The following is a 15,175-nucleotide window of genomic DNA, read 5'->3' on the forward strand; positions in this document are numbered from 1 at the left end:
CACAAAACCAATCGTAGGAGCGAGCTTGCTCGCGAAGAACTCATAAGCACCGCGCCTATTCAGGCTGCACGCGTTATCGTTGACGTTTTTCGCGAGCAAGCTCGCTCCTACAGTTGGACTGTGGTTGGCCTTCAGTTTGTGATCATCTCAGCTTTCAACTGCGCTTCTTTCGCCTGGGCATCCGCCAACCGATACAACTCGATGCTCCCGTCCCAGTGCTCGATCAACGCCGTGCACGACTCCACCCAATCCCCGCAGTTGAGGTAATCCACCTCGCCCACCTTGCGAATCTCCGCATGGTGGATATGCCCGCACACCACGCCATGCAACTCGCGCCGGGTCACTTCGTGGGCGATGGCCTCTTCAAAATCGCTGATAAAGCTCACGGCGGTTTTGACCTTGTGTTTCAGGTACGCCGACAAAGACCAGTAGCCATAGCCGTAGCGGGCGCGCCAGTGGTTCAACCAGCGGTTCAAGGTGAGTGTGAACTCGTAGGCCGAGTCGCCCAGGAACGCCAGCCAACGGTGATAGCGGGTGATCACATCGAACTGGTCGCCGTGGATCACCAGCAGATGGCGACCGTCGGCCGTCACGTGCACCGCCTCATCCACCAACTGGATATTGCCCAGGATCAGCTTGGAGTAGCGGCGCAGGAACTCGTCGTGGTTGCCGGTGACGTAGATCACCTCGGTACCGCGCTTGGCCATGGTCAGCAGGCGACGGATCACGTTGGTATGGGCCTGGGGCCAATACATGCCGCCGCGCATTTTCCAGCCGTCGATGATATCACCCACCAGGTAGACCTTATCGGCGTGGTAGCCCTTGAGGAACTGCGATAGGTGTTCGGCCTGGCAATCCCGGGTGCCCAGGTGCACGTCGGAAATCCACAGGGTACGAACCCGCTGCTTGCGGCTGGGCTTGGTGAACTCGGCACTGGTCATGGGCATCCCTCGACGCTGTTTTCGCGAGCTTGCGCCCTGGCGATTAATAGCCCATGACAGTCGTGCGTCAGTCCGATGACAGCGCCCGCCGGCCGCGAAGCGTTGTAGACTGGCGCCCTGCCGCCCAGGAGACCGCGATGAGACCGTCGCTCACGCTACGCCACTACCTCGAAGCGCCCATCGCCCACAGCCATGACCATGCGCAGTTGGTGTTCGGCCTGTCCGGCCACCTGGACCTGGAAGTCGACGGCCGTGGCAGCCAGGTGCGCGAAAGCAGCGTGATGGTGCTGCCCTTCTCCGCCCACCACGCCTGTGCCAGTCGCGATGGCAGCCGTTGCCTGGTGCTGGATGTGCCCACGGAGCATTGGCTCCTGCAATCCCTGGGCGAACACGCCGACGCCAGCCGCCGCCTGCTCGATCAACCGGCACGCGTGGCCCTGGATTCCCGGCAGCACCAACTGGTGCAATGGCTGGCGCACAGCCCCGTGGATGATCCATTGATCGCCCAACACGGTGCGGTGCTGTTGCTGGCCAGCCTCAATCATCCGCAGGCCCCGCAGGTGCCGGGCCGCCGCCTGCCGTATGCGGCATTCAATGCGCATATCGAGCGACACGTTGCCCATCCGTTGCAGGTCGCCGACCTGGCGCGCATCGCCGGCCTGTCGGTGGCGCGCCTGCATGCGCGCTTTATCGCCGAATGCGGGCAGACGCCCATGGATTACATCCGCAGCCGGCGCCTGCAACTGGCCCTGAACCTGCTGCGCGAGACGCCGCTGCCCGTCGGTGAAATCGCCGTGCGGGTTGGCTACACCTCACAAAGCGCCTTTGCCGCCGCTATGCTGCGCGAATTCGGCGCCTCTCCCGGCGCGTTGCGGCGCGCCACATAGGGCGAGCCTTGCGCTAAAAATCGCGAGTCCCACGACAGACGCACACACCGGCACCCTCTAGACTGCGAACCTGTCACTCCCGTTGGTTCAAGGATCGCAATGACTCCCCGCTCAGCCCTCGGCGCCCTGCATATCGGCGCACTGATGTTTGGCCTCACCGGCGTATTCGGCAAGCTGGCGGCCGCCTCCCCGGCCATCATCGTCTTCGGGCGCGCCGCGTTTGCCGTGATTGCCCTGGCAGTGTTTGCACGCTTCGCCAGCAACGCCCCCTGGAAAACCCTGGCGCTGCAGGACTGGCGCCGCCTGCTGGTCAGCGGCGTGTTGCTGGCGGCGCATTGGGTGACGTTCTTCATTGCCGTCAAGGTCGCCGGCGTAGCCGTCGCCACGCTGGGGTTCACCGCATTCCCGGCGTTTACCGTGATCCTCGAAGGGCTGATCTTCCGCGAGCGTATCCGCGCCAATGAAATCGTGCTGGTGGCCTTGGTCACCGTTGGCCTGGTGCTGGTGACGCCGGACTTCAATCTCGCCAGCGAAGCCACGGGCGGCCTGCTTTGGGGGATTGTCTCGGGTTTGCTGTTCTCATTGTTGTCGCTGAACAACCGCGCCAGCTCCGGACGGATTCCCGCCGTGCAGGCAGCGCTGTGCCAGAACGTGGTGGTCGCGGTGTGCCTGCTGCCCGTGGCCGCGCCGGGGCTGGCGGACGTGCGCGCGCTGGACTGGTTGTGGATCGGCCTGCTTGGGGTGTTCTGCACCGGCCTGGCCCACAGCCTGTTTGTTGCCAGCCTCGCGGTGATCAAGGCGCGCACCGCCTCGGTGGTGTTCGCCATGGAGCCGGTCTACGGCATCACCGTGGCCTGGCTGCTGTTTGCCGAAACCCCGACCCTGCGCATGTTGCTGGGCGGCGCGTTGATCATCGTCGCCATCGTGCTTTCCGGGCTGATGGGCAGCGCCAGCCAGGCCAGACAGCCCGCTGCAACGGCCTGATCTATACTTTAAACATCCGCAACAGTCAGCCGTCGTTCAACGGATAAAGACTCCTCGACGACAGCCATGGTGTTTTCTGCAGTTGCTGCACGCGAGTGGTCACTCCATCAACGCGATGCAGGGGTTTCATCATGGAAATGTTCATCAGCTTGTTGGTTCAGATCATCAGCGGTGCCGTCGGTGGCAATTTGGCCGGCATGACCAAACAAAGCCTGGGCACCGGGCTCAATACCATGCTGGGGGGTGTCGGCGGGCTCGTGCTGGGCCAGGTCGTGGCCGCGCTGACCGGCACATCGGGCGGCGAGGCGCTGGATGTGGCGGCAGTCGGCAGCAATATCGTCGGCGGCGGCGTGGGCGGCCTGGTGCTGACCTGGGTCGTGGGCTTCATCAAAAGCAAGATGGCCGCCAAATAGCGGCGCACTGAGGGGTCACCGCCCTGATGTGGCGGTGACCTTCATGGCGTACGGTCGTTGTGGCCCAGGTCGCGCTGTGGATCGATCTGGTCGCGCACCCGTTGCTTGAGCACCTTGGCTTCAGGGAAGCCACCATCCGCCTTGCGCTCCCAGATCTGCACGCCATCGCAGGTGATCCGAAACGCCCCGCCGGTGGCCGGTTCCAGCGCCACCCGGCCGAGGTCATCGGCAAACGTACTCAACAACTCCTGCGCCAGCCACGCGGCGCGCAGCAGCCACTGGCACTGGGTGCAATAGGTGATGACAATCTCGGGTTTGCTCAGCGACATAATTTGAGAGGCTCCTGGTGTGACGGGCTCGGCGGATCGGATGGCTATAATACCGGCCTTTATCGCCCAGCCTCGAGATTCATGATGCGCCGCCTGTTGTCCTGCCTGTTCCTGTGCCTGCTCCCGCTTCTTGCCGACGCCGTTGAGACGCCCCGCCCCAAAATCGGCCTGGTGTTGTCCGGCGGTGCCGCCCGAGGCCTGGCCCATATCGGCGTGCTCAAGGCCCTGGAGGAACAGGGTATTCATATCGACGCGATTGCCGGCACCAGCATGGGCGCGGTGATTGGCGGGCTGTATGCGTCGGGCTACAAGATCGATGAGCTGGAAAAACTGGCCCTGGGCATCGACTGGCAACAGGCGCTGTCCGACGCACCGCCACGGGAAGACGTGCCGTTTCGACGCAAGCAGGATGACCGGGATTTCCTGGTCAAGCAGAAGCTCAGCTTCCGCGATGACGGCAGCCTCGGCCTGCCCCTTGGAGTGATCCAGGGCCAGAACCTGGCGCTGCTGCTGGAAAGCATGTTCGCCCACACCAGCAACACGCGTAATTTCGACAAGCTGCCGATCCCCTTTCGCGCCGTGGCCACCGACATCACCACCGGCGAGAAAGTGGTATTCAGCAAGGGCCACCTGCCCCAGGTGATCCGCGCCAGCATGTCGATCCCGGCCGTGTTCGCGCCGGTGGAGCTGGATGGTCGCCTGCTGGTGGATGGCGGCATGACCGATAACATCCCACTGGATGTGGCGCGTGAGATGGGCGTGGACATCGCCATCGTGGTCGACATCGGCACCCCGTTGCGTTCACGCAAGCAACTGGCAACGGTGGTGGACGTGCTCAACCAGTCCATCACCCTGATGACCCGGCGCAACTCCGAAGAACAACTCAAGGCCCTGCATCCCAAGGACGTACTGATCCAGCCGCCGCTGGCCGCCTATGGCGTGACGGATTTCGGCCGCGCCAAGGACATGATCGATGCCGGCTACCGCGCCACCCGCGCCCTTGACGTTCGCCTGGCCCATTTGCGCCCCGCCGAGCCGATCGACCCGCAACTGGTAGCCGCGCGTACCCCGGGCGAACGCACCCCGGTGATAACCGCGATCAAGGTGGAGAACGACTCGAAGGTCAGCGACGACGTGATCCGCTACTACATCCGCCAACCGTTGGGCCAACCGCTGGAACTTGGCCGCCTGCAGACCGACATGGGCACCCTGTATGGCCTGGATTACTTCGAGCAGGTGCAATACCGCGTGGTGAAAAAGGGCCAGGACAACACCCTGGTGATCAGCGCGCGCGGCAAACGCAGCGGCACCGACTACCTGCGCCTGGGCCTGAACCTGTCGGACGACATGCGCGGCGACAGCGCCTTCAACCTCGGCGCCAGCTACCGCATGAACGGCATCAATCGCCTGGGCGCCGAGTGGCTGACGCGGGTACAGATCGGTGATCGGCAGGAGCTTTACAGCGAGTTCTACCAGCCGATGGATACCGGTTCGCGCTATTTTGTCGCGCCGTATATCAGCGCCCAGGCACAGAACGTCGAGCTGATCCTGGACAACGACCCCATCTCCGAATACCGCCTGGAACGCTACGGCTTCGGCCTCAACGTGGGGCGGCAGATCGGCAACAGCGGTGAGATCCGCTTCGGCGTCGGCGAGGCCTGGGGCAAGGCGGATGTGCGCATCGGCGACCGCGACCTGCCAAGTGTGAGCTTCAGCGAAGGCTTCTATGAACTGAAGTATTCATTCGACTCCCTGGATAACGTGTACTTCCCCCACAGCGGCGAGGACATTGGCTTGGCGTTTCGCGAATTCGAACCGGGGTTGGGCTCGGACCAGCGCTATCGACAATGGGAGTTCAAGCTGGACAAGGCCATGAGCCATGGTCCGGACACCCTGGTACTGGGCGGGCGCTACGGGCGTACCCTGGATGATTCGGACGTGGTGATTTCCAGCTTCCTGCTGGGGGGGGCGCGGCAGTTGTCGGGCTTCCGCCAGGATGCGATATCCGGGCAGAACATCAGCTTGATGCGCGCGGTGTACTACCGCCGGCTGACACCGCGCTCCTACCTGCCGCTGGATTTCCCGCTGTACCTGGGCGCGTCCCTGGAACGCGGCCGGGCATGGAACAACGACAATGAATTCGACAGCGGCTATATCAACGCCGCGAGTATTTTCCTCGGGTTTGATACACCGCTGGGGCCGCTGAATTTCAGCTATGGCTTCAACGATGATAATCAGAAGGCGGTGTACCTGAACCTGGGGCAGACGTTCTGATACAACGCTGCACCCGTGTTGGAGCGGCTATTAATTGTGGTGAGCGGGCTTGCCCCGCGCTGGGCTGCGGAGCGGCCCTGAAACCAGGCCCTGCGGTTTTTCTGAAGAATCGCGGCGGGCTCATTGGGGCCGCTTCGCAGCCCAGCGCGGGGCAAGCCCGCTCACCACAGCAAGTCCCCCACATTTTGATCGTCACTTCACCTGGGATCAGGACTTTTCCAGGTTCGCCAGAATGTGCCCATGCACCCGCATGCAGACACGCATATCTTCTTCGTCAACGCCCATAAACAGCTCCTGGCGCAAAGCCGTGGCAATAGTCTCGATCTGCTCGATCAACGGCTTGGCGGTGTCACATAGCAAGATGCGCTTGGCGCGACGGTCTTCCACCACGGCCTGGCGTTGCACCAGGCCCTGGCCTTCGAGGCTGTCGAGCAACCGGGCCAGGGTCGGCCCTTCTACACCGACGCTTTGCGCCAACTCACGCTGGGTGGGAGCTTCTTCAAAACGGGCCAGGTGCAGCAGCACCAGCCAGCGCGCCTGGGACAGGCCCAGCCCGGCCAAACGGCGGTCGAGCTCGGCGCGCCAACCTCGGGACATTTGCGCCAGTTGCATGCCAAAACGGTGTTGATCGGTTAACGGCATAAAAAACTCATGGTTTAGACTGAAAATAAAGTATGGCTAATTATTAGTCAGCTAAGCATGAGCCATGTCACTAGGCAAGAGTTGCTATGTACTGATTCGTTACATTGTCGTAATTGGCACACTAAATTTCGAATTCAGACTGCAAAGCGGCCCGCACGCAGTACAAAACCCCCTCAGGAACACGCCCGGTAAACAGCGGTGCAATCTCCGCAACCGGTGGCAATTCGCCTTCTCCGTCCAGGAATGCATCCTGGATTTCGCCGAGCAAATCTTCCGGCAAATCAAGGGCCTGCTCCAATGACAACTGCTGCTTGCCGATGGCTTCGGCCAGCAAGGTGTAGACGTTTTTCTCCGTGCATTGCAACTGGCCGGCGATCTGGATCGGGGTCATGCCGGCGCGGGCCAGGCTGATCAGTTCATGGCGAATATCGGCGATTTCCTTCGGCGCTTCGGCCTGGCCACCAAGCACTTCGAGGAATGCCTGGCCGTAGCGCTCCAGCTTACGCGCACCGACGCCGCTGACCCGTGCCATTTCGGCCATGGTGGTGGGCTGCTCGCGCAGCATCTCCAGCAACGTGGAGTCGGGAAAAATAACGTACGGCGGCACGCTGTGTTCCTGGGCCAGTTTGCGTCGCAGGGTACGCAGGGCTTCCCACTGTTCGCGCTCCTCGCCCCGTACAAGCTGGCTGGCCTGGCTGGTGCTGGTCTTGGCGGTGGTTTGCGGCTTTAGGTCGCGGCGCAGTTCCAGGCTCACCTCGCCCTTGAGCAACGGCCGGCAGCTGTCGTTCAGGCGCAGGCCGCCATACCCTTCGATATCGATGTCCACCAGACCGCGCGCGACCATCTGTCGGAACAACGAACGCCATTCGCCCTCGGCACGGGCCTTGCCGACGCCGTAGACCGAGAGTTTCTCGTGGCCGAAGCTGCGTACTTTTTCGTTGTCCTTGCCCAGCAATACATCCACCAGATGACCGACGCCATAACGCTGGCCGGTGCGATAGATCGTCGACAACGCCTGGCGGGCGGGCTCGGTGGCGTCCCAGGTCTGCACCCCATCGATGCAGTTATCGCAGTGGCCGCACGGTTGCGGCATGTCCTCGTCGAAGTAGGCCAGCAAGGTCTGGCGGCGGCAGCGGGTCTCTTCACACAACGAGAGCATCGCGTCGAGCTTGTGCTGCTCCAGGCGCTTGTGGCGCTCATCGCCTTCGGAGTTCTGCAGCATCTGCTTGAGCATCACCACGTCCTGCAGGCCGTAGACCATCCAGGCATCCGCCGGCAGGCCATCACGGCCGGCACGACCGGTCTCCTGGTAATAGGCCTCGAGGGACTTGGGCAGGTCCATATGGGCCACGAAGCGCACGTTGGATTTGTCGATGCCCATGCCGAACGCGATGGTGGCCACCATGATCAGGCCTTCCTCGTTGAGAAAACGCTTCTGGTGGGCAGCGCGCGTTTCGTTGGGCAGTCCGGCGTGGTACGGCAGCGCCGGGTAGCCCTGCTCGCAGAGGAACGCGGCCACTTCATCGACCTTCTTGCGCGACAGGCAATAGACAATGCCCGCATCGCTGCGTCGCTCGGAAAGGAATGCCAGCAACTGCTTGCGCGGCTGCTCCTTGGGTACGATGCGGTAGAAAATATTCGGCCGGTCGAAACTCGACAGGAACCGCTCGGCGTTCTGCAGGTGCAGGCGCTCGACGATTTCTTCACGGGTGCGCTTGTCGGCCGTGGCGGTCAGGGCGATGCGCGGGACGTCCGGGAACAGCTCCGCCAGTTGACCGAGCTGCAAATATTCGCGGCGGAAATCATGCCCCCATTGCGATACGCAGTGGGCTTCGTCGATGGCGAACAGGGCAATTTCCAGGCTCTGCAAAAACGCCAGCATGCGCGGCTGCACCAGGCGCTCAGGTGCCAGATAAAGCATCTTCACTTCACCGCGCTTGATCCGCGCGGCCAGGTCGCGTTGCTGCTCGGCACTGAGGGTGGAGTTCAAGGCGGCGGCAGCGACGCCAAGTTCTTCCAGGGTCGCAACCTGGTCGTCCATCAACGCGATCAGGGGCGACACCACCACTGCCAGCCCGTTGCGCAACAACGCCGGCACCTGGAAGCACAACGACTTGCCACCACCGGTAGGCATCAGGACCAGGGCATCACCGCCCTTGGCCACGCGCTCAATGATCGCACCCTGGCGGCCACGAAAGCTGTCGTAGCCGAAGATGTCCTTGAGGACGCGTTGAGCCTGATCGAGCATGTATAACTCCAACAAAATAGTGCCGAAATCCCTCTGTACAGGCTGGTCGAAAAAATACGGGCTCACGGAAAATAATCCGTAAGCGAAGTTTTCTCGACCTGGCGCTTGGCCTGCAGGGGCATCACAAAACGCGGCAGTATACCCGAGCGTCATCCGGCAAAGGGCGCCGCTGACGAATTGCAGCCCGTCTCTAAAACCTGGCAAATATGCACGCCGACTGGCTTGGGCGCGCAAGAAAGCCTAGAATTCAGCATCGTTTATTCCCAAGGTAGTCCTTCAATGTCCTTCGCTGAGCAACTAACCCGCCTGCAAGCCTTCCTCGACGCCGATGAGCTGCATGACGAGGCGCTGGACTACGTGGCCGCCCACGGCTACCTGACCGCCCTGTCGATCTGCTCCGAGGTCGTTCCCGACCGTGAATGGATCGACGCACTGTTCGCCGAAGAGCCGCACTACGCCGACGCCGCCCAGCGCGAAGAAATCGAATCCACCCTGCTGGCCCTCAAGGCCCACATCTCTCGCCAACTGGCCTCCGATGAAGAGTTCGAGTTGCCGTGCGAGCTGGACCTGGGCGAGGAGCCGGACGACTCCGACCTGCGCGGCTGGTGCATCGGCTTCATGGAAGGTGTGTTCCTGCGTGAAGCCGCCTGGTTCGAAACCGCCGAGGAAGAAGTCAGCGAAATGCTTTTGCCGATCATGGTCGGCTCGGGGCTGTTTGAGGAAGAAGCTGAATTTTCCGACATCGCCGCCGACGCCAACCTGATGGACGACATGATCGTACAGATCCCCGAAGCGCTGACCGCCCTGTACCTGCTGTGCAACGCCCCTGACGAAAAACCGGCGATCCTCAAGCCACGCCACCACTGAGTCGCTTGCCCGTGACACCCATGGGCAATCGCTCGCTGCTCCTGCGCTACGTGCTGCTGGCCATCGGCTGGCTGAGCGTAGCGTTGGGAGTGATCGGTATTTTCCTGCCGGTATTGCCGACCACCCCCTTCCTCCTGCTCGCCGCCGCCTGCTTCGCTCGAAGCTCCCCGCGTTTCTATCAGTGGCTGGTGGAACACCCGCGCCTGGGCCCCTGGATTCGTGACTACCTGGACGGCAACGGCATCCCGCTCAAGGGCAAGTTCTACGCCATCGGCCTGATGTGGCTGAGTATCGGTTTTTCCTGCTACCTGGTGCCGTTGCCATGGGCACGTGGCTTCATGCTGACCAGCGCCGTGCTGGTGACAATCTACATCCTGCGCCAGAAAACCTTGCCACCGCGCTGAGCGCCCCCTGCGACATTAGATCCCACACGACCTTGGTCGACACTGACTAACCCCAGGCATCATGCGAGACTGTCCAACCGGGCCTGGAATGCCTGGGTGTTCTCATGCTCGGAGTTACCATGACGCTGTCCAGCGGGCTGATCGCCGCCGTTGCCCTGGCCTATATGGCCATTATGTTTGCCATCGCCTTCTACGGTGACCGTCGCCGTGCGCCATTGCCGCCGCGTATGCGTGCCTGGGTGTACAGCCTGTCGCTGGCAGTTTATTGCACCAGCTGGACCTTCTTCGGCGCCGTAGGCCAGGCCGCCGAACAGCTGTGGGCGTTCTTACCGATCTACCTGGGACCGGTGCTGTTGCTGGTGTTGGCACCCTGGGTCCTGCAGAAGATGATCCTGATCAGCAAGCAGGAAAACATCACCTCCATCGCCGACTTCATCGCCGCACGCTATGGCAAATCCCAGTCCCTGGCGGTGGTGGTCGCGCTGATCTGCCTGGTGGGCGTGCTGCCTTATATCGCCCTGCAACTCAAAGGCATCGTGCTGGGGGTCAACCTGCTGATTGGCGCAGGTGCCGATACCACCGGCACCCGAGCCCAGGACACGGCGCTGATCGTGTCCCTGGTGCTGGCGCTGTTCACCATTGTGTTCGGTACCCGCAACCTCGACGCCACCGAACACCACCGCGGCATGGTGCTGGCGATTGCGTTTGAATCGTTGGTGAAGCTGTTCGCCTTTCTCGCGGTCGGGGCGTTTGTGACCTACGGCCTGTACGACGGTTTCGGCGACCTGTTCAGCCAGGCGATGCTCGCGCCACGCCTGGAGGAATACTGGAAGGAAACCATCAACTGGCCGTCGATGGTGGTACAGACCGGCGTCGCCATGATGGCGATCATCTGCTTGCCTCGGCAGTTCCATGTGACGGTCGTGGAGAACATCGACCCCCAGGATCTGCGCCTGGCCAAGTGGGTGTTCCCGGCCTACCTGATCCTCGCCGCGCTGTTTGTCGTGCCGATCGCCTTGGGCGGCAAGATGATGCTGCCCGGCTCGGTGCTGCCGGACTCCTACGTGATCAGCCTGCCCATGGCCGAAGCCCACCCGGCCCTCGCCGTGCTGGCGTTTATCGGCGGTGCGTCGGCGGCCACCGGCATGGTGATCGTGGCGAGCATCGCCTTGTCGACCATGGTCTCCAACGACATGCTGCTGCCCTGGCTGCTGCGCCGTTCCAGCGCCGAGCGGCCGTTCGAAGTGTTCCGCCACTGGATGCTGTCGGTGCGCCGGGTCAGCATCGTGATCATCCTGCTGCTGGCGTATGTCAGCTACCGCCTGCTGGGCTCCACCGCGAGCCTGGCGACCATCGGCCAGATCGCGTTTGCCGCGGTGACTCAACTGGCCCCGGCCATGCTTGGCGCACTGTATTGGAAGCAAGCCAACCGACGCGGTGTATTTGCGGGGCTGGCGGCGGGTACGTTCCTGTGGTTCTACACCTTGGTCCTGCCGGTTACCGCGAAAAGCCTGGGTTGGTCCCTCGCCATTTTCCCGGGGCTGACGTGGATGCATTCGCACCCGCTCGGTTTGTCCGTTACCTCACTGACCCTGGGCACCGTGTTCTCCCTGGCCGGTAACTTCACGCTGTTCGTGTGGGTGTCTATGCTGTCGCGCACACGTGTCTCGGAACACTGGCAAGCCGGGCGCTTTATCGGCCAGGAAATCAGCCAGCGCGCCAATGCCCGCTCGATGCTGTCGGTACAGATCAGCGACCTGCTCAGCCTGGCCGCGCGGTTTGTCGGCGAAGAACGGGCCCAGCAGAGTTTTATCCGCTTCGCCTATCGCCAGGGCAAAGGCTTTAACCCCAACCAGAATGCCGACAACGACTGGATCGCCCACACCGAGCGATTGCTGGCCGGTGTGCTCGGCGCATCCTCGACTCGGGCCGTGGTGAAAGCGGCGATCGAGGGGCGGGAAATGCAGCTCGAGGACGTCGTACGTATCGCCGACGAAGCCTCGGAAGTGCTGCAATTCAATCGCGCATTGCTGCAGGGCGCTATCGAGAACATCACCCAGGGCATCAGTGTGGTGGACCAGTCCCTCAAGCTGGTGGCCTGGAACCGGCGTTACCTGGAGTTGTTCAATTACCCGGACGGGCTGATCAGCGTAGGCCGACCGATTGCCGACATCATCCGCTACAACGCCGAGCGCGGCCTGTGCGGGCCGGGGGAAGCCGAGGTCCACGTGGCGCGCCGCCTGCATTGGATGCGCCAGGGCCGCGCGCATACCTCAGAGCGGCTGTTCCCGAATGGGCGGGTGATCGAGCTGATCGGCAACCCGATGCCCGGCGGCGGCTTCGTCATGAGCTTCACCGACATTACCGCGTTCCGCGAGGCCGAGCAGGCACTCACCGAGGCCAACGAAGGCCTCGAGCAACGGGTGACCGAGCGCACCCACGAACTGTCGCAGCTCAATGTGGCGCTCACCGATGCCAAGGGCGTTGCCGAGTCCGCCAGCCAGTCAAAGACGCGCTTCCTCGCGGCCGTCAGCCATGACCTGATGCAACCGCTGAACGCCGCCCGCCTGTTCTCCGCTGCCCTTTCCCACCAGAACGACGGCCTGTCCAGCGAAGCCCGGCAACTGGTACAGCACCTGGACAGCTCGCTGCGTTCGGCCGAAGACCTGATCAGCGACCTGCTGGATATCTCGCGCCTGGAAAACGGCAAGATCAACCCGCAGCGCCAGCCCTTTGTGCTCAACGAACTGTTCGACACCCTCGGCGCGGAATTCAAGGCCCTGGCCCAGGAACAAGGCCTGCGTTTTCGCCTGCGCGGCAGCCGCTTGCGCGTCGACAGTGACATCAAGTTGCTGCGACGGATCTTGCAGAATTTTCTGACTAACGCTTTCCGGTATGCCGACGGCCCGGTGCTGCTGGGCGTACGTCGGCGCAAGGGCGAGCTGTGCCTGGAAGTCTGGGACCGAGGCCCTGGCATCCCGTTGGATAAACAGAAGGTGATCTTCGAAGAGTTCAAACGCCTGGACAGCCACCAGACCCGCGCCGAGAAAGGCCTGGGCCTGGGCCTGGCGATTGCCGACGGCCTGTGCCGGGTGCTGGACCATCGCCTGAGCGTGCGCTCATGGCCCGGCAAGGGCAGCGTGTTCAGCGTGCGTGTGCCGCTGGCACGCAACCAGGCCAGCCCGCAGGCCAAGCCTACCCAGGAGAACGGCCTGCCGTTAAGCGGCGCGCAAGTGCTCTGCGTGGATAACGAAGAGAGCATCCTGATCGGTATGCGCAGCCTGCTGACACGCTGGGGCTGTGAAGTGTGGACCGCCACCGACCAGGCGCAATGTGCGGCGCTGCTGGAGCAAGGCGTACGCCCGCAACTGGCACTGGTGGATTACCACCTCGACCACGGTGAGACTGGCACCGAGCTCATGGGCTGGCTGCGGGCGCAAATGGCGGAGCCGATTCCCGGCGTGGTCATCAGTGCCGACGGCCGCCCGGAGATGGTGGCAGAGGTGCATGCGGCGGGGCTGGATTACCTCGCCAAACCGGTGAAGCCCGCCGCGCTGCGGGCGTTGCTGAGTCGACACTTACCGCTATAAACCGGATGTACTCAGTCAACATGTGGGAGGGGGCTACACCCCTTCCACCTTTCGGATTGTGTTTATTCGGGCAGGTGCGCGACGCCGTCGGCGTCGGTCATCGCCCGCTCCAGCAAATCCGCCGGCAGGCTTTTGCTGGCACGCGCACCGAGCAACCTTAATTGCTCGGTGCGACTGACCAGGTTTCCGCGCCCATCTGTCAGCTTGTTCCGCGCCGCGCTGTAAGCCTTATCCAACTGCTGCAGACGATTGCCCACCTCATCCAGATCCTGGATAAACAGCACGAACTTGTCGTACAGCCACCCGGCGCGTTCGGCGATTTCGCGGGCGTTCTGGCTTTGACGCTCTTGCTTCCAGAGACTGTCGATCACCCGCAGGGTGGCGAGCAGCGTCGTTGGGCTGACGATCACGATATGCCGGTCGAAAGCTTCTTGGAACAGATTCGGTTCGGCCTGCAAGGCCGCGGAAAAAGCGGCTTCGATCGGTACGAACAACAACACGAAATCCAGGCTGTGCAGGCCTTCCAGGCGTTTGTAATCCTTACCGGCCAAGCCTTTGACGTGATTGCGCAGCGACAGTACGTGCTGCTTCAAGGCTGCCTGGCCGATCACCTCATCATCCGCTGCGACATACTGCTGGTACGCGGTCAGGCTGACCTTGGAGTCCACCACCACCTGCTTGTCACCGGGCAGCATGATCAGCACATCCGGTTGGAAGCGCTCGCCGTCCGGCCCCTTGAGGCTGACCTGGGTCTGGTACTCGCGGCCCTTCTCCAGGCCGGCGTGTTCCAGCACGCGCTCGAGGATCAACTCACCCCAATTGCCCTGGGTTTTCTGGCCCTTGAGGGCGCGGGTCAGGTTGGTGGCTTCGTCTGACAGACGCAGGTTCAGCTGCTGCAGGCGTTCAAGCTCCTTGGCCAGGGAAAAGCGCTCGCGAGCCTCGTTCTGATAGCTCTCTTCCACGCGTTTTTCGAAGGACTGGATGCGTTCCTTCAAGGGGTCGAGCAACTGGCCCAGGCGCTCCTGGCTGGTCTCGGCAAAGCGCTGCTCGCGCTCATCGAAGATCTTGCCGGCCAGCTCAGCGAACTGCGCACGCAACTCGTCCCGCGAGCCTTGCAGGTCGGCGAGGCGCTGCTGATGGCTTTCCTGCTGCTCGCGCAGTTCGGCGCGCAAGGCGGCCGACAGTGCGTCGAGGCGGCGTAATTCGGTTTCCTTGGCGCTGCGGTCAAGGTTCCAGGCGTGGGCGGCGTCGCGGGCGTTGTCGCGATCGATCTGCAACAGCTCGACCTCGCGGCGCACTGCAGCCAGGTCAGCTTGCTTGGCGGCGTTGGCCTGGCTCAGATCGCTGATTTCATCGCGACTGGCATCCAGTTGAGCGGCGAGGCCCTCCTGGGCCAGTTGCGCAGTGGCCAGGCGCTCTTCGAGCAGTTCCCAGCCAGTGGTCCGCGCGGTCAACCGCCGCTGAATCTGCCAGCACACCGCCAATAAAGGCACTGCGGCGCCAGCCAGGCCCAGGGCAACACTGGTCCAGTCAAAAACCATAGCCATTTCTGCCATCACCGAAAAGGAGCAAGGTTAACCAAGCGTAGAGCGTGAG

The 15,175-nt window shown here is 62.7% G+C and carries 12 protein-coding genes; 7 read left to right on the forward strand and 5 right to left on the reverse strand.

Translation table 11 applies throughout. The features are described 5' to 3' along the window. Positions 1-131 precede the first annotated feature (131 nt). Complete coding sequence (locus BFP99_RS05565) at positions 132-941, reverse strand: UDP-2,3-diacylglucosamine diphosphatase (protein WP_065924942.1); 810 nt, start codon at positions 939-941, stop codon at positions 132-134. Between the two features lie 137 nt (positions 942-1,078). On the opposite strand from BFP99_RS05565, the gene BFP99_RS05570 reads away from it, so the two are divergent. The 3 genes from BFP99_RS05570 to BFP99_RS05580 all read left to right on the forward strand — a co-directional run bounded on the left by BFP99_RS05570 (position 1,079) and on the right by BFP99_RS05580 (position 3,225). Further along, the gene (locus tag BFP99_RS05570; protein WP_065946834.1) at positions 1,079-1,828 is read left to right on the forward strand and encodes a helix-turn-helix transcriptional regulator; all 750 of its coding nucleotides are present in this window, start codon (positions 1,079-1,081) and stop codon (positions 1,826-1,828) included. Positions 1,829-1,927: 99 nt separating this feature from the next. After that, a complete protein-coding gene (locus tag BFP99_RS05575; protein WP_065946835.1) occupies positions 1,928-2,812 on the forward strand; it encodes a DMT family transporter in 885 nt (294 codons plus the stop codon). Between the two features lie 131 nt (positions 2,813-2,943). Beyond that, positions 2,944-3,225, forward strand: a complete 282-nt coding sequence (locus tag BFP99_RS05580) for a hypothetical protein (protein WP_027603827.1) — start codon at positions 2,944-2,946, stop codon at positions 3,223-3,225. 41 nt (positions 3,226-3,266) lie between these two features. Here BFP99_RS05580 and BFP99_RS05585 read toward each other — a convergent pair whose 3' ends face one another. Then, entirely contained in the window at positions 3,267-3,554 is a 288-nt protein-coding gene (locus tag BFP99_RS05585; protein WP_065924939.1) for a SelT/SelW/SelH family protein, read from the reverse strand. An 84-nt stretch (positions 3,555-3,638) separates the two neighbouring features. On the opposite strand from BFP99_RS05585, the gene BFP99_RS05590 reads away from it, so the two are divergent. Beyond that, a complete protein-coding gene (locus BFP99_RS05590; protein WP_065924938.1) occupies positions 3,639-5,828 on the forward strand; it encodes a patatin-like phospholipase family protein in 2,190 nt (729 codons plus the stop codon). 207 nt (positions 5,829-6,035) lie between these two features. Here the strand turns inward: BFP99_RS05590 and BFP99_RS05595 are convergent, their stop codons facing one another. Both BFP99_RS05595 and recQ read right to left on the reverse strand, forming a co-directional pair. Beyond that, positions 6,036-6,470: a MarR family transcriptional regulator gene (locus tag BFP99_RS05595; protein WP_065924937.1), complete on the reverse strand. Its 435-nt coding sequence runs from the start codon at positions 6,468-6,470 to the stop codon at positions 6,036-6,038. A 121-nt stretch (positions 6,471-6,591) separates the two neighbouring features. Continuing rightward, a complete protein-coding gene (gene recQ / locus BFP99_RS05600; RefSeq protein ID WP_065946836.1) occupies positions 6,592-8,718 on the reverse strand; it encodes a DNA helicase RecQ in 2,127 nt (708 codons plus the stop codon). Positions 8,719-8,997: 279 nt separating this feature from the next. Here recQ and BFP99_RS05605 point away from each other — a divergent pair, with 279 nt between their 5' ends. The 3 genes from BFP99_RS05605 to BFP99_RS05615 all read left to right on the forward strand — a co-directional run bounded on the left by BFP99_RS05605 (position 8,998) and on the right by BFP99_RS05615 (position 13,579). Continuing rightward, complete coding sequence (locus BFP99_RS05605) at positions 8,998-9,585, forward strand: UPF0149 family protein (RefSeq protein ID WP_027603822.1); 588 nt, start codon at positions 8,998-9,000, stop codon at positions 9,583-9,585. Positions 9,586-9,605: 20 nt separating this feature from the next. Further along, complete coding sequence (locus tag BFP99_RS05610) at positions 9,606-9,989, forward strand: YbaN family protein (RefSeq protein WP_065946837.1); 384 nt, start codon at positions 9,606-9,608, stop codon at positions 9,987-9,989. A 119-nt stretch (positions 9,990-10,108) separates the two neighbouring features. After that, a complete protein-coding gene (locus BFP99_RS05615; protein ID WP_065946838.1) occupies positions 10,109-13,579 on the forward strand; it encodes a hybrid sensor histidine kinase/response regulator in 3,471 nt (1,156 codons plus the stop codon). Positions 13,580-13,641: 62 nt separating this feature from the next. Here BFP99_RS05615 and rmuC read toward each other — a convergent pair whose 3' ends face one another. Next, a complete protein-coding gene (gene rmuC / locus BFP99_RS05620; protein ID WP_174562748.1) occupies positions 13,642-15,006 on the reverse strand; it encodes a DNA recombination protein RmuC in 1,365 nt (454 codons plus the stop codon). Between the last annotated feature and the right edge of the window lie 169 nt (positions 15,007-15,175).

The sequence above is a fragment of the Pseudomonas sp. 1 R 17 genome, from assembly GCF_900067035.1.
Taxonomy (GTDB): Bacteria; Pseudomonadota; Gammaproteobacteria; order Pseudomonadales; family Pseudomonadaceae; genus Aquipseudomonas; species Aquipseudomonas marginalis.

Excerpts from the sequence above, each read along its gene's own strand:
- BFP99_RS05565 (WP_065924942.1), bottom strand. The coding sequence starts at position 941 with ATGACCAGTGCCGAGTTCACCAAGCCCAGCCGCAAGCAGCGGGTTCGT.
- BFP99_RS05570 (WP_065946834.1), top strand. The coding sequence starts at position 1,079 with ATGAGACCGTCGCTCACGCTACGCCACTACCTCGAAGCGCCCATCGCC.
- BFP99_RS05575 (WP_065946835.1), top strand. The coding sequence starts at position 1,928 with ATGACTCCCCGCTCAGCCCTCGGCGCCCTGCATATCGGCGCACTGATG.
- BFP99_RS05580 (WP_027603827.1), top strand. The coding sequence starts at position 2,944 with ATGGAAATGTTCATCAGCTTGTTGGTTCAGATCATCAGCGGTGCCGTC.
- BFP99_RS05585 (WP_065924939.1), bottom strand. The coding sequence starts at position 3,554 with ATGTCGCTGAGCAAACCCGAGATTGTCATCACCTATTGCACCCAGTGC.
- BFP99_RS05590 (WP_065924938.1), top strand. The coding sequence starts at position 3,639 with ATGCGCCGCCTGTTGTCCTGCCTGTTCCTGTGCCTGCTCCCGCTTCTT.
- BFP99_RS05595 (WP_065924937.1), bottom strand. The coding sequence starts at position 6,470 with ATGCCGTTAACCGATCAACACCGTTTTGGCATGCAACTGGCGCAAATG.
- recQ (WP_065946836.1), bottom strand. The coding sequence starts at position 8,718 with ATGCTCGATCAGGCTCAACGCGTCCTCAAGGACATCTTCGGCTACGAC.
- BFP99_RS05605 (WP_027603822.1), top strand. The coding sequence starts at position 8,998 with ATGTCCTTCGCTGAGCAACTAACCCGCCTGCAAGCCTTCCTCGACGCC.
- BFP99_RS05610 (WP_065946837.1), top strand. The coding sequence starts at position 9,606 with ATGGGCAATCGCTCGCTGCTCCTGCGCTACGTGCTGCTGGCCATCGGC.
- BFP99_RS05615 (WP_065946838.1), top strand. The coding sequence starts at position 10,109 with ATGACGCTGTCCAGCGGGCTGATCGCCGCCGTTGCCCTGGCCTATATG.